Genomic DNA, 15189 nt, shown 5'->3' on the forward strand with positions numbered 1-15189 from the left:
GCCATAGGCGCTGCCTTGGAAAAGTTTTTATTTTCTTAACTACTATCATCTTTAAATACAAGCCTCAGGTGTCTTCAAAAATCATATCCAACGCTAAAAATCTTCAGGTCATTTATGAAGACAACCATCTTATAGCCATTAATAAAAGAGCTGGTGATATTGTACAGGGCGATAAAACAGGGGACGCTCCTTTAAGCGAGGTAGTCAAAGAATACCTCAAAACCAAACACAACAAACCGGGAAATGTTTATTTAGGGGTAGCCCATAGACTGGACAGACCCACAACTGGAATTGTTGTTTTTGCTAAAACATCCAAGGCCTTACCGAGACTCAACAAGCTTTTTGCAGAAAAAGATGCCCAAAAAACCTATTGGGCCGTGGTACAACAATGCCCGGAAATAGCACAAGGAACACTGGTTCATTGGCTTAAAAGAAATACGAAACAAAACAAATCATACGCCCATATAAAGGAAGTAGCAGAAAGTAAAAAGGCCATATTAGAATACAAGGTCATCAAAAAATTAGATCGCTATTTTTTATTGGAAGTAGATTTAAAAACAGGAAGACACCATCAAATCAGGGCGCAACTCACCGGTATTGGGTGTCCGATAAAAGGCGACTTAAAGTATGGTTTCGACCGCAGCAATAAAGACGGTAGTATTCATTTGCACGCCAGACAACTTTCCTTTATCCATCCGGTAAAAAAGGAATTGCTGAATTTAATAGCCCCGCTTCCCAACGATAGTATCTGGAATGCTTGTGCACCATAAATCCAAACCCCTCCAATATTTTTAACACCTCTTTTCCTTTGGATTTATGAGAAAAGTGGGGATGCCTGTTTTCTTTATGTTGCCCGATATAAAGAAAGCCTTGAAAGGGATTGTAAGTACACATTCCCGCCCAAGACTCCCATAATCTTTAAAAAACTGCTAAGCAGACATCTTTCAACACACTTTTAGAAAAGCTTTTAGCCGTCCCTTGCATCTTACGCTCTATCGGGTAAGCGCCAAAGCCTTCTCCTTAATGATTTCAGAAACCGGCCTGTTCTGCAAATGGCTTTCTAGCCAAGAAATAATATCTAAATATAAAAAGGCCCGTTTTTCGTAAGGGTGGTTTTCATATTTTTTTAATTGATCGTAAAGCTTCTGAAATTCGTTGGGCAATTCATGAGGAAAAATATCTCCTAAACGCCTTAAAAATTTAATCATTTCTTTTTGAACAGCATGTAAGTCGTTCATTTTCAACAAAAATTTATAAGTGCTTTTTAATTGCACCTCTAAATGATAATCCATCCCCGCCTCATAATGGGCGATCAAACTCAACACACGGGCAAAGCACATTAAATCTTCTCGCATCTTAAGATTTTTGTTATTGATGATGCGCTTTAGATATTGGATACATGTTTTATTATCCCCTATTCCAAAATAAAGACAGGCTATTTTATAATAGAGTACCATGATATGGTGTTCGTCTATCCTTTCTTTGTGCTTATTAATTCCGTATTCTACAATCTTCACCAAATACAGTCCCTTTTCAAAATTGCCCTCCAAAAAATGAAGGTTCAGTTTGTTCGAGGTCAGGTAAAGAAATCCTAAAGAGGAAATATTATCGTTTTTTGGAAAATCCTCGCCTTCGACAATTTTCTCCAATTTTTCCAAGGTCTCTTTAAACTGCGAGCTGTACTTCACAAAAAATAAGGATTCTAACAAGTAGTTGTTTGCCTTGAGGAAGAAAACAGGATTTAAATTGATCATCTCTTTATTTTCATAAAAAAGATCTACCCACTTACTCGAATATTTATAGCAGGACAAAAAGTCTTGGGTTAAAAAACTGTACCAAAGATGCGCCTTGTACAGCCATAGTTTTTCCCTAAAGCCTAAATCCTCCATTTTGTATTTAGGCAATTGCTTCTTAAAATATTTCTGAATCCTTTTGATATCCTCATCGCTTCTTGCATAACCAATTTTTAACATCTGCCCGTATAATTGCAGGGACAGATTGGATAATTTACTGGTCATCACGTTTTGGGCCGACAATTGTTTAGCTTGCAAGGCAAGCTCATCTGCCCTATCAGGAATACTACGGGTTATATATTGGGTCTCAATAACCTTTTCGAATTCTACTATCTCATAAGCTACGTTCTTTTCTTCATTTTCAATAGCAATCAATTTGGCCTTATCCAATATTTTAAGACTCTGCTTGTAGAGCCCTTTTTGGTACAGGATGGTCGCAAAATCTAACTGCTCCCGAATCTGGACCCTAATATTTTGATTTACCGGGTTAAGCCTAAGACTTACCAATATTTGTTTATATAAATGCGCCTTAAGATTGGATAGTTGAGCCTTCTTGACGATCCCGTTTTCTAGGATTAACTTTTCGTCATAAACTTTAATCTTATCCAATAAATTAAATAAAGCAAGAAATTTAGCATCGGTATTCACCCCTAAACGTCCAACGTATAATTTAAATTGTCGTTTTTCCGACTTAGAAAGCGATTTAACCAATACAAATAATGCATCTTTATGTGCATTTGTCATCGTAATAAAAAAGGTTTATATTATTGATATTCAGTTACTTACGTAGTAGTGAAAGTTATTTAACGTTGTAAATAACTTTTTCTGAACCAGGCTAACAAACCTAGTAGCACTATATTCGTATTGCGTCCATAAAATTACGTAATTATAATGAGTAAAGATAAGGTTCAAATATTTGATACAACACTTAGGGATGGGGAACAAGTACCTGGCTGTAAATTAGACACTGCCCAAAAATTGGTAATTGCCGAAAGGCTAGACCTTTTGGGGGTAGATATTATTGAAGCAGGTTTTCCTATTTCTAGTCCTGGAGACTTTAATTCTGTACAAGAAATTTCAAAAATCGTTAAAAACGCGACCGTTTGCGGGTTGACCCGTGCAGTTAAGAAAGATATTGAAGTTGCCGCAGAAGCCTTAAAATACGCTGTAAAACCTAGGATACACACTGGAATTGGAACGTCAGAATCGCATATTAAATTTAAATTCAACTCCAATAAAGATGCTATTATTGAGAGAGCTGTAGAGGCTGTCAGATATGCCAAGACTTTTGTGGAAGATGTAGAGTTTTATGCCGAAGATGCTGGTAGAACAGACAACGAGTTTTTAGCTAGGGTTTGTGAAGCTGTTATAAAAGCGGGAGCAACAGTACTAAATATTCCTGATACTACAGGATATTGTTTACCCGATGAATACGGTGCTAAAATGAAGTATTTAAAAGAAAATGTAACTGGTATCCACAAGGCTATCCTTTCTTGTCATTGTCACAACGACCTAGGATTGGCCACTGCAAACTCTATTGCCGGGGTTATCAATGGTGCCCGACAAATTGAATGTACCATCAATGGTATTGGCGAAAGAGCCGGGAACACCGCCTTGGAAGAAGTTGTTATGATCTTAAGACAACACCCTTACTTAAACCTAGACACCAATGTAAACAGCAAATTGTTGTACGATACTAGCCAAATGGTATCTCAAAAAATGGGAATGCTAGTACAGCCTAACAAGGCAATCGTCGGAGCAAATGCTTTTGCACATAGTTCTGGGATTCACCAAGACGGCGTTATAAAAAACAGGGAAACTTACGAGATTATGGATCCTGCAGATGTAGGTGTAAACGAATCTTCCATTGTTCTTACGGCCCGTAGCGGTAGAGCTGCCTTGGCCTACAGAGCCAAAAATGTTGGTTATGAATTGACCAAAATCCAATTGGATACCGTTTATGAGGAGTTTTTGAAATTTGCAGATCTAAAAAAAGAGATCCAAGATGACGATATTCATGAAATTATTGTTGCCTCGGGTATAACCATTGAAACTACAGCTTAAATGAATCTAAAAATTGCTCTTTTGGGTGGTGACGGCATAGGTCCGGAAGTCCTCAGTCAGTCTATAAAATGTTTACAGGCAGTTGAAGAGACCTTCAACCATCATTTTACCTATACTGAAGGATTAATAGGAGCTGCCGCTATGGATAAATATGGCACGCCCCTACCCGAGGAAACCATTGCGCTTTGCTCGGAAGCCGATGCTATATTATTTGGAGCAATTGGAACCCTAAAATACGACGAAAACCCTAGTGCAAAAATAAGGCCCGAACAAGGTTTGCTGCAGTTAAGGACAGAATTAAAACTCTTTACCAATATTAGGCCGGTAAAAGTTTTCCCTACCCTGCTAGACAAATCACCCTTAAAAAAGCATATTATTTTTGGTACGGACTTCGTCATTTACCGGGAATTGACGGGGGGAATTTATTTTGGGGAGAAAAAATTAAATTCAGAAGGAACAGTTGCTTCGGACTTGTGCGAGTATTCAGAAAAAGAAATTAGCCGTATTGCGCACCTAGCCTTTAAAGCTGCTAAAAACAGGAGAAAAAAATTAACCTTGGTCGATAAGGCCAACGTGATGGAATCTTCTAGGTTATGGCGCAAAGTAGTTACCAGAATAGGAGAAAGCTACCCCGAAGTGGAACTCGACTTTTTGTTTGTAGACAATGCTGCGATGCAGATGATGTTAGATCCAAGTCATTTTGATGTGATTCTTACAGAAAATATGTTTGGAGATATCCTATCTGATCAGGGAAGTGCAATTTGCGGGTCTAAAGGCTTACTGCCCTCGGCATCTATAGGAAACGAACACGCTATGTTTGAACCTTTCCACGGATCGTATCCGCAAGCTGAAGGGAAAAATATTGCCAATCCGGTTGCCTCTATTCTCTCCACGGCCATGATGTTAAACCATTTAGGTCTTGATGAAGAGGCGCGTGCGATAGTTGCTGCAGTAAAGAAAGCCTTGCGAAAAAACATCGTGACGGTAGATCTGAACCCGGATAGCAAATATGGCACCGAAGAAGTCGGAGATTTTATCGCTAAAAATATTATAGATTCCGACGATGACTTTAATTATAATTATGAAAATATCGGATTAGGAAAATCTACTATTATATAATTTCCTTCCGCCCGATATTTCCATCATCATAAAAACGGATTTTTAAGGTTTTATTCCTCTAACAACTGAGCAATAACTCCTTGGAAATCCGTTTTAAATTTCTCATAAACCTCTCCCGTAGCCAGGCCATTGAAGCCGGTATAAAATTCCCTTACCTGTCCCGACTTATCGATAATTATCGTCGTGGGGTTCGACAAAAAAGGATTTAACAGCGGTAATTAACCTTGAGCAAAATTTTGTTTAAGACATCCGTTCTGCGCCAACAAAACTGGGTATTATATTCCTACTCCTTCCTTTGGTAAATTGCTTGCTTTAAAAGCCATTTCCGTACTCTTACGTCACCGAAGTTGACGGAGATTTTATCACTCAAAATATTATAGGTCCCAGGGATGACTTTTATTACAATTACAAGAATATCGGTTTGGAAAAATCTACTATTATACAGAATCCTCCCGCCCCGATATTTTTATCATCATAAAAACGGGATTATAAGGTTTTATTCCTCTAATAACTGGCCGATAAGCCCATGGAAATCCGTTTTAAATTTCTCATAAACCTCTCCCGTAGCCGGGCCATTGAAGCCGGTATAAATTTTCCTTACCTGTCCAGACTTATCGATAATTATCGTCGTGGGGTACGACAATATATGATTTAACATCGGTAATTTATCTTGTGCTAAGTTTTTGTTGGAACTTCCGTATTGCGCCAACAAAACTGGGTATTTCACCCCTAGTCGTTCCTTTAGTCTATTGATTGCTTTAAAAGCCATTTCCTTGCTCTTAGCGTATTCAAATGCCAGCGCTACCACTTCCAAAGGCTCTTCTTGGTACTCTTCCATAAAGTCTACCAAAAACATGGATTCATCCAAACAGTTGGGACACCAAGTCCCCATAACCTGAACCACCACCACTTTGTCTTTAAAGTTATCATCTTCCAAGGAAACAATCTGGTCGTCGGTATTAGGGAAGGCAAAATTTAATTTCTCGTATCCTTCCTTTAAAAAGGTAAGTGAATCTTCACTTGGCAATTCAAAGTTTTCATTTCGTTGAGCCGTAAATGGTTCTTTAAAATGATTTCCCGAATAGAACATTCCGTTTAGAGTACTATCGGTCACTTTAGCAGCAAACAAATAGGCATGGGCCCCATCAAAGGCAGATAGCCTCACAGAATCTCCGTATTGTATCCCCTGTAAAAACCTATAATCGCCGGTGGTAGTTCTAAAAGTTCCCGTCACTTGGTCACCGCGCTGTTTAAAAATTCCTTTGGCCATGGTACTATCAATGGTTCCTGGACCAAAGACAACCTCCCAATCTCCTGAGATATTTTGTCCCGGACTCGGTTTTCCTGTTTTATCAAAGCGTTCTTTGATTCCGAAAGTTGCCTCAAATGCCACATTTCGCCCCAAAGACTCGTTTATAAAACGACCTTTTATACTGTTTTCCGTAAAGTTCCCAGAAAAATAGCTTTCAAAAACAGGCATCTTAATTACTATAGAGTCCCCAGAAATTGCTATTTCATTTATTACAATGGTTTCCTCGTCATTATAGACAGCCATAGAATATGCTCCTAAGGACGATTTTTCGAGCATAAAATTAAAAGGAAGTTTCTGCTCCTTTGTAACTTCTAACTCTCCAAGCCACATGCCTTGGGATAATTCTTTATTATTTTTCTCATTACAAGAGTTCAATAAAATCAAAAAGGAAAGAAAAAAAAACGCAAATAAATATTTCATAGATATGGTTACTAATTAATAGCCCTCAAAGATAAAGCTGAATTTTTTATTTAGAATAAAAAATAAAACAATTCGCCCTATTACCTATTGAATGTCTAATAGCATTGTTTTATCTTTGAGCCCTCTAATAATTATCGATGAAAATATCTTACAACTGGCTAAAACAGTTTTTAAAAATTGATTGGGATGCAAACAAGACCGCCGAACTCTTAACCGACCTTGGTTTAGAAGTAGAAGGCATCACTCCCTATGAATCCGTAAAAGGTGGACTGAAAGGAATTGTTGTAGGGAAAGTTTTAACCTGCACACAACACCCTAATGCCGATAAATTAAAATTAACCACTGTAGATATAGGTCTTCCAGCCCCGCTACAAATCGTCTGTGGCGCCCCTAATATCGCTGCAGGACAGAATGTACCCGTGGCTACTATAGGTACTACCCTATATACGGCCGAAGGAGAAGCTTGGACCATTAAGAAAGGAAAAATCCGCGGAGAGGAGAGTTTTGGCATGATCTGTTCCGAAGTCGAATTAGGACTTGGAGAAAGTCATGATGGTATCATGGTCTTAGATGAAAAGCTAAAGCCAGGAACACCTTGCGCCGAAATTTTTGAGGTTGAAAATGACGAGGTTTTTGAAATTGGCCTTACCCCTAACAGAGCAGACGCCATGAGTCATTTTGGGGTTGCCAGGGATTTAAAGGCAGGTTTTAAACAAAAAGACATCCATAAGGAACTTATTACTCCCCCAGTTTCCCATTTCAACATCACCAACAGATCCTTGAAAGTAGATGTGGAAGTAAAAAACAATACCCTAGCACCAAGGTATTCCGGAATCACCATTAGCAATATGGTCGTTCAGCCATCTCCAACTTGGCTAAAAAACAGATTGCTTTCTATAGGTATTACTCCAAAAAACAATGTTGTAGATGCTACTAATTACGTTCTACACGAATTAGGCCAACCACTGCATGCCTTTGATGCCGCAAAAATCAAGGATAATAAAATAATAGTTCAAACCCTTCCAAAAGGCACTAAGTTCACGACCCTCGATGGTGTCGAGAGAACTTTGAGCGAAGAAGACTTAATGATATGCGATAGCGAAAAACCGTTATGTATCGCAGGGGTATTTGGAGGTGAAAACTCTGGAGTTACCGAGTTTACCCAAAGTATATTTTTAGAAAGCGCCTACTTTAATCCGGTCTCTGTGCGTAAAACTGCAAAAAGACACGGACTAAACACGGATGCTTCTTTCCGTTTCGAGAGAGGAATAGATATCGACAATGTAGAGTACAGCCTTAAACGTGCTGCCTTATTGATCCACGAAATCACCGGTGGAGATATCACTTCGGATATCGTAGACATCTATCCTAAGAAAAAAGACGATTACCACGTATTCTTAACCTTCGATAAGATCAACAAATTGATCGGACAGGACATCCCTAAGGACACTATAAAATCTATTTTAGCGTCCTTAGATATAAAGGTTAAAAATATCACCGAATCGGGTCTAGGACTGTCCATTCCTTTTTATAGGGTAGACGTACAAAGAGAGGTCGATGTTATTGAAGAGATCCTAAGGGTTTTTGGCTACAACAATGTAGAATTTAAGGAGAAATTAAACGCTTCTATCGCTACAACCTCGAAGTTTGAAGATTACAAGATTCAAAACATCATTGGCAACCTTTTGGCAGCACAAGGATTCAATGAAATATTATGTAACAGCCTTACATCACCTGCCTATACCGAACTTTCCGAAGATTTTAAATCGGAACAAAATGTCGTGATGCTAAATCCCCTTAGCACAGACTTATCGGTCATGAGGCAATCTATGCTATTTTCTGGCCTAGAAGCCATAGCATATAACAGCAATCGAAAAAAACCAAACTTGAAATTTTTCGAATTTGGAAAGACCTATCATCAATATGATAGCAAAAGAATAGAGAACAAACACCTGAGCCTTCTTATCACAGGAAACAGATTGGAAGATAGCTGGACGAATACTCCTAAGAAATCGGATTTTTTCTATTTAAAAGCTATCACCGAAAATGCCTTAAGCCGCTTAGGCCTCAACCACTTAAAGTCACAACCGCTTACCCTAGATATTTACTCGGAAGGAATTAGCCTAAAATACGCCAAAAAGGAAATTGTAAGCTTAGGAGTTATCAAGAAATCGATATTAAAGGAATTTGATATCAAACAAGAAGTACTGTACGCCGATTTTAACTGGGACAATATTCTGGAAGCCATCCTAAATACAGAAATTGTATTTAAAGAAATTCCAAAATATCCTGAGGTAAAGCGAGATTTTGCTTTATTGATAGACGAAAACGTAAGCTTTAAACAGATCTACGATATCGCCTTAGAAACCGAAAAGAAATTATTGACCAATATCAATCTTTTTGATGTGTATACTGGAAGTAATTTGCCGCAAGGAAAAAAATCCTATGCCGTAAGCTATACCTTATTAGACGAAAAGGGTACACTGACAGATAAGCAAATAGACAAGATTATGAACAAGTTACAACAACGATACGCTACAGACCTAGGTGCCGAATTAAGGTAAATAGTGTTCTATAATCGTTTGTAACCACACAAATTAAAAAGAAAACCCGTTATTTTCTTAGGACCGGCATAACTGCTGTTTGTAAGGAAGTAACGGTTTTTTATTTATTAGCTTTCAATGTTCCCCCCACAACAGTCCTACCCGGGGTACAAACAAACGTTTTCACTCCCAGGGATACATTAACTACTTCCCAAAGAATTGCTCTAGAAATACCCTAAAATAACCTCTCCCCCATTTTACGACGGCAACAGCATAGAACAACCCCCTTGGCAAGCCTCCTAACAGCATTTATTAACTATGCCTAGTATTTACCTGCCGAACAAAAATACCACCAACAGCCCCCCATTGTATTCTTTATCTTATAACGAGCTTCATCACTTAAAACATTCCCTTCCTATCATTATAACCAAAAGCAGCAATAGGGAGCTTTTCTAATTTTAATAGCTTCCCTATTGAAAAGAAACCCGAAATTCCTTAACTTTATAAGGAGGACTAATTGAAATAGTGATGTTACTAGAGAAAACCAACATTCAGAAAAAGCTCTTCCAAGAGAAGGAGAAAGAAAACCAGGCGCAACAACTCATTGCCGAGGTTTACAAGCTTTTATCCGAAGACGAGGTTATTCGCAAAAGAATTAGCGCCACACTAAGCTCCAAAAGCAGTATTAGCTCCAATTTCTTCAAGTTCGATTTACTGGACACTAAAGAAATATACCATATCAGCCATATAAAAAAAATAGCGATAAATTATAGGCTCCGGTTTTTGGACGTCCGGTATTTCAAAGGCCCACTGCCCTCTGAGGTTATTTCCAAAATAAAAGGACTAGAAAAACGTCACAATACCGAACTAAAGGGATTTAAAATATTGGCTCCTTCCAAACTCTTTATCTTAGAAGACAGGGACGATCCTATTTTATTTGCACCCATTGGCAACGATTACTACTACTTAATACACAAATGGGGAACAGACCTTCACCCCCTTAGAAAACTAATGATGTGGCCCTTTAAAAACTTCCTCAACCTTTTAGTCACTATCATCTCTTGTAGCTATTTAATGACCGTAGTGATGCCATCAGAATTGTTCACCAAAAACCTCACAACCCATGAGTTTTGGATTCTCTTCTTTTTTATGTTTAAAACTACAGCCTTTATTTGCCTGTATTACGGGGTAGCGAAAGGAAAAAATTTCAATTCCGCCATTTGGAACAGCAAATACATAAAACCCTAACCGATTTCTACCTAACCAAAACAATGGTACCAGCCAGGAACCCGAACCGAGGCTAAACAGGATGCTTTATCACCATCACTCCGTTGAAAAAACAATGTAGCAAACACAAGCACCCCCTAATTGGAGCAACATTCACTATCCTATTTATTGAAAGCCCCATAAACATGCCTTATTTAAATTCTCACTTAGACCGACCAATTAAAAACACCCTGTTCGCCTCCAAATCCCACCAATGGCCATTTAGCTTCAATTAGACAGTCAGCTGCGTTAGGGACCGCGGCGGCATCCCCGCAGCGGAGCAAGGGATACAGCCAAGTGCCCGACCGACGAAGGAGGGAACGCCCAAATTACATTCATTCAAACGACAACCAGCCGACACCAACCATACACTTAGTCCCAAAAAAGCAAGCTTATAAGAAATAAAAAAAGCTGCCTTTACAGACAGCTTTAAATTTATATGATACGATTCTTGGACAAGAATCCCAGGAATACCTTAGGCATTCACGACGTACATTTTTTCGCGTTGCTCTTTTATAGATTTATCGGACATATACTCATCAAAAGTCAGATACCTATCGATACACCCTTTAGGGGTCAACTCTATCACCCTATTACCAACAGTTTCTGCAAATTCGTGATCATGGGTAGAGAAAAGAACTGTTCCCTTAAAGTTTTTTAGGGAGTTGTTAAAAGTAGTAATACTTTCCAAATCCAAGTGGTTCGTAGGCTCGTCCAACATTAAAACGTTGGCACGCATCAACATCATTCTACTAAGCATACAACGCACTTTTTCTCCTCCGGACAATACCGTACATTTTTTTAAGGCTTCTTCTCCACTAAAGAGCATTTTCCCTAAAAAGCCTCTAATGCTTACCTCTTCTCTTTCTTCCTCTGTTTTGGCATATTGTCTTAACCAGTCTACCAAATTTAAATCACTGTTAAAGAAAGGCGAATTGTCTGCCGGCAAATAAGATTGTGTGGTAGTAATACCCCACTGGTAAGTTCCGTTATCGGCTTTTCTATTATCGTTCAAGATCTCGTAAAAGGCAGAAACGGCCCTAGAATCTTTTGAAATAACGACCACTTTATCTCCTTTGGCCAAATTAATATTAACATCCTGGAACAACACTTCTCCTTCTTCGGTTGAAGCGGCAAGTTTTTCGATATTCAATATTTGGTCTCCCGCTTCTCTTTCTCTTTCAAAAATAATTGCCGGGTAACGTCTGCTCGAAGGCTTAATATCTTCGACCTTTAATTTGGACAACATTTTTTTACGGGAAGTAGCCTGCTTACTCTTAGCGACGTTTGCACTAAAACGCATAATGAACTCCTGTAATTCCTTGGCCTTTTCTTCAGATTTTTTGTTCTGCTGCGCTCTTTGTCTCGCTGCCAATTGACTACTCTCGTACCAGAAAGTATAATTCCCAGAGTAAAGGTTCATCTTTCCAAAATCTATATCTCCAATATGCGTACATACCGAATCTAAAAAGTGTCTATCGTGAGACACCACTATTACTGTATTCTCATAATTGGCAAGGAAATGCTCTAACCAGCTAATGGTTTCATAATCCAGGTCGTTGGTAGGCTCATCCATAATAAGCACATCCGGGTTCCCAAAAAGTGCCTGGGCCAATAACACCCTCACCTTTAATTTAGAATCCATATCGGCCATTAAGCTATAATGAAACTCCTCGGTAATTCCTAAGTTCGATAACATTGCCGCAGCATTACTATCTGCATTCCAACCGTTCATTTCTTCGAACTGTACTTGCAACTCCCCTATTCTTTCGGCATTTTCATCACTGTAATCGGCATAAAGGGCATCTATCTCACTTTTAATGTCGAACAAAGGCTTGTTTCCCATGACAACGCTTTCCAAAACCGTGTACTCATCATAGGCGTTGTGATTTTGCTCCAAGATAGACATACGCTTTCCAGGCTCTAAATGAACATGCCCGGAAGTAGGATCTATCTGTCCAGAAAGAATTCTTAAGAAAGTAGATTTACCTGCGCCGTTGGCACCAATAACCCCATAACAATTTCCTTGTGTAAAGGCTACGTTTACTTCATCGAAAAGTACTCTTTTCCCGAATTGTACAGATAAATTTGATACAGATAGCATAAATAAAATTTTAAATTTTGTGCAAAAATAACAAAATAAACCCGCTAAGCCAACTATATTAGTACCCATTACCATCTAATACAAAGAAGTACCATGGCCGTTTTAGCGCGAACCCTGTAGTTTTAACTCACAATTAACAAGCTGTGTCTTTTGAGTTTAGTAGATTTGTTTACAATAAAGTTGCTATTCTAATATGAATAAACCTTTACTCTATACTTTCTTATTCGCACTTATTAGCTGCGGTACTAAAGAAAAAAAATCCTCTAGTGCATATTTTGCTGGTGAAATTGTTAACCCCACGAGCGATTATGTCGTACTTTATAAAGACGAAGTCGTTATAGATTCCGCCAAACTAAACCAAGACAACCGATTCTCCATAGCTCTAGATTCCCTAGCAGAAGGCCTGTACCATTTTGACCACAGTCCGGAATTGCAATATGTATACCTTGAGCAGGGCGACAGCATCATGATCCGGTTAAACACCAAGGATTTTGACGAGTCATTAATCTTTTCGGGAAAAGGCGAAGAAATCAACAACTTTTTACTAGAGCTTTTCCTTAGCACAGAAGACGAACCCAATAAAATACTGCCACTTTACAGCCTAGAGCCTAGCGAATTTTGTAAAAAAATAGACTCTTTACGCAACATAAAACTTAAATTACTAAACGACTTAAGCAAAGAAACACAACTATCCAAAAACGCTATGGAAATAGCAACGGCTAGCATAGACTACCACTACTACACCTACAAGGAACGCTATCCGTTTTGGAACAGGATCAGGAATGCCAAGAAAGAAATCACTACTATTCCGGAACATTTTTACACCTATCGAAAGGATTTGGAATACGACAACAACAAACTGACCTACCTTAGACCCTATTACAATTTTATGAAGAACCATTTTGACAACTTGTCCTATATGAGTTGTAAGGATGGCTGCCATGAAAACCACATTAGCATTGTCAAGAACAAACTTCATTTCAATCAGCACAAGCTGCACTTGATAAACGATTTGGTAACTGAAAAAGGGCTGCGCGACAATCTTTTTAGGAATGTTGCCATGGATTACCTAATTAACGCTCACGAGGGAGATGAAAACAATAAAATATTCATCAATGATTTCCGAAAATTAGCGCAAAATAATAAACACCACAAAGAAATAGAGTTGTTGTACGAAGGTGTTATTAACCTACAGCCTTCGAAAAAACTGCCCAACATTTCTGTAATGAATGCCGAGGGCATTTCGGTTACCCTTCAAGAAATAGCAGACAAAGAAAAAAATGCGGTATTTTATTTCTGGACAGACGCGCAAAGAATGCATTTTGAGGGCATTAAAAAACGCGTATCCCAATTAACAGCAAGCAAGCCCGAATACACCTTTATCGGAATCAATTGCAACACTGACCCGGCCAGATGGCAATACGTGCTTAACACCAGCGACTTGGATACTAGCAAACAATTCAGGTCCGATGATTTTGAGAATTTAAAAAACGCCTTGGTCCTCAAGAGCCTAAACAAAGGAATCATTACCAAGGACGGTGTTATTATAGACGCCTTCGCCGACATCTATACCAGCTTTTAACAGATCAATTTAAAAAGTGCCGTTTTCTGGTGCAATCCCACCAGATCGGTTTTCTAGGCTAACAGCTCCCAATAAAATAATTTGGGCGTTCCCTCCTTCGTCGGGCGGGCACTTCGCTATATCCCTTGCCATGCTGCGGGGATGCCGCTGCGGTCCCTAACGCTTTTTCAACAAACAGTTAACAATCATCACTTAAGCCTAAATCCTCGCATTTTTTTGAGGTGACTCCAAAAACCCTAATAAACAAAAAAAGTCCCTGGAAAATTAACCCCAGGGACTTTTTTATAGTTGTTAAGAAAAATTAGTTTCCTTTGTTGTAGTCTTCTAAAAACTTAGCCAAACCACTATCAGTTAAAGGGTGTTTTAACAATCCTTCAATAGCAGACAAAGGTCCAGTAATAACATCAGATCCAAGTTTAGCACAGTCAATAACGTGCATTGTATGTCTTACAGATGCCGCCAAGATTTGCGTCTCGAACTGGTAGTTATCGTAAACTAATCTAATATCAGATATTAGGTTCAATCCGTCTGTAGAAATATCATCCAATCTTCCGATAAAAGGAGATACATACGTTGCTCCTGCCTTAGCAGCCAATAACGCCTGTCCTACTGAAAACACCAACGTACAATTGGTTCTTATCCCTTTATTAGAAAAATACTTTATCGCTTTTACACCGTCTTTGATCATAGGAACTTTCACTACGATTTGCTCATGCAACTCAGCCAACTCTTCTCCTTCTTTAACCATAGAAGCGAAATCAGTAGAAATCACCTCAGCAGAAACATCACCATCAACGATATTACAGATATCTACATAATGCTTTAAGATATTGTTTCTTCCTGTAATTCCTTCCTTAGCCATTAAAGACGGATTAGTGGTTACACCATCTAAAACCCCTAATTCTTGGGCTTCTTTTATTTGAGCCAAGTTTGCTGTGTCAATAAAAAATTTCATCTTATTTGCTATTTTTAATTAATGTATGAAA

11 protein-coding genes are annotated in these 15189 nt (G+C 38.6%); 6 read left to right on the forward strand and 5 right to left on the reverse strand.

Features of this window, described 5'->3' with window-relative positions; genetic code table 11:
- The first annotated feature begins 68 nt into the window (after positions 1-68).
- On the forward strand, positions 69-770 hold the full coding sequence (locus tag HCG49_RS04935) for an RluA family pseudouridine synthase (RefSeq protein WP_168468433.1): 702 nt from the start codon (positions 69-71) through the stop codon (positions 768-770).
- 222 nt (positions 771-992) lie between these two features.
- Here HCG49_RS04935 and HCG49_RS04940 read toward each other — a convergent pair whose 3' ends face one another.
- Complete coding sequence (locus HCG49_RS04940; protein ID WP_168468434.1) at positions 993-2537, reverse strand: hypothetical protein; 1545 nt, start codon at positions 2535-2537, stop codon at positions 993-995.
- A gap of 147 nt (positions 2538-2684) precedes the next feature.
- Here HCG49_RS04940 and HCG49_RS04945 point away from each other — a divergent pair, with 147 nt between their 5' ends.
- Both HCG49_RS04945 and leuB read left to right on the forward strand, forming a co-directional pair.
- On the forward strand, positions 2685-3857 hold the full coding sequence (locus tag HCG49_RS04945; protein ID WP_168468435.1) for a 2-isopropylmalate synthase: 1173 nt from the start codon (positions 2685-2687) through the stop codon (positions 3855-3857).
- Positions 3858-4976: a 3-isopropylmalate dehydrogenase gene (leuB, locus tag HCG49_RS04950; RefSeq protein WP_168468436.1), complete on the forward strand. Its 1119-nt coding sequence runs from the start codon at positions 3858-3860 to the stop codon at positions 4974-4976.
- A 50-nt stretch (positions 4977-5026) separates the two neighbouring features.
- On the opposite strand, the gene HCG49_RS04955 is transcribed toward leuB, so the two are convergent.
- A complete protein-coding gene (locus HCG49_RS04955) occupies positions 5027-5173 on the reverse strand; it encodes a hypothetical protein (protein ID WP_168468437.1) in 147 nt (48 codons plus the stop codon).
- Positions 5174-5472: 299 nt separating this feature from the next.
- Complete coding sequence (locus HCG49_RS04960) at positions 5473-6708, reverse strand: peroxiredoxin family protein (RefSeq protein WP_168468438.1); 1236 nt, start codon at positions 6706-6708, stop codon at positions 5473-5475.
- A 137-nt stretch (positions 6709-6845) separates the two neighbouring features.
- Here HCG49_RS04960 and pheT point away from each other — a divergent pair, with 137 nt between their 5' ends.
- Positions 6846-9272 (forward strand): phenylalanine--tRNA ligase subunit beta, encoded by a 2427-nt coding sequence (gene pheT, locus HCG49_RS04965; protein WP_168468439.1) that lies wholly within the window; start codon positions 6846-6848, stop codon positions 9270-9272.
- A gap of 507 nt (positions 9273-9779) precedes the next feature.
- Positions 9780-10499 (forward strand): hypothetical protein, encoded by a 720-nt coding sequence (locus HCG49_RS04970; protein ID WP_168468440.1) that lies wholly within the window; start codon positions 9780-9782, stop codon positions 10497-10499.
- Positions 10500-10992: 493 nt separating this feature from the next.
- Here HCG49_RS04970 and HCG49_RS04975 read toward each other — a convergent pair whose 3' ends face one another.
- On the reverse strand, positions 10993-12621 hold the full coding sequence (locus tag HCG49_RS04975; protein WP_168468441.1) for an ABC-F family ATP-binding cassette domain-containing protein: 1629 nt from the start codon (positions 12619-12621) through the stop codon (positions 10993-10995).
- A 193-nt stretch (positions 12622-12814) separates the two neighbouring features.
- Between HCG49_RS04975 and HCG49_RS04980 the strand changes: the two genes are divergently transcribed.
- A complete protein-coding gene (locus HCG49_RS04980; protein ID WP_168468442.1) occupies positions 12815-14203 on the forward strand; it encodes a transaldolase in 1389 nt (462 codons plus the stop codon).
- 301 nt (positions 14204-14504) lie between these two features.
- On the opposite strand, the gene fsa is transcribed toward HCG49_RS04980, so the two are convergent.
- Positions 14505-15158: a fructose-6-phosphate aldolase gene (gene fsa / locus HCG49_RS04985; protein ID WP_072764210.1), complete on the reverse strand. Its 654-nt coding sequence runs from the start codon at positions 15156-15158 to the stop codon at positions 14505-14507.
- Between the last annotated feature and the right edge of the window lie 31 nt (positions 15159-15189).

Source organism: Arenibacter sp. 6A1 (assembly GCF_012272855.1).
Taxonomy (GTDB): Bacteria; Bacteroidota; Bacteroidia; order Flavobacteriales; family Flavobacteriaceae; genus Arenibacter.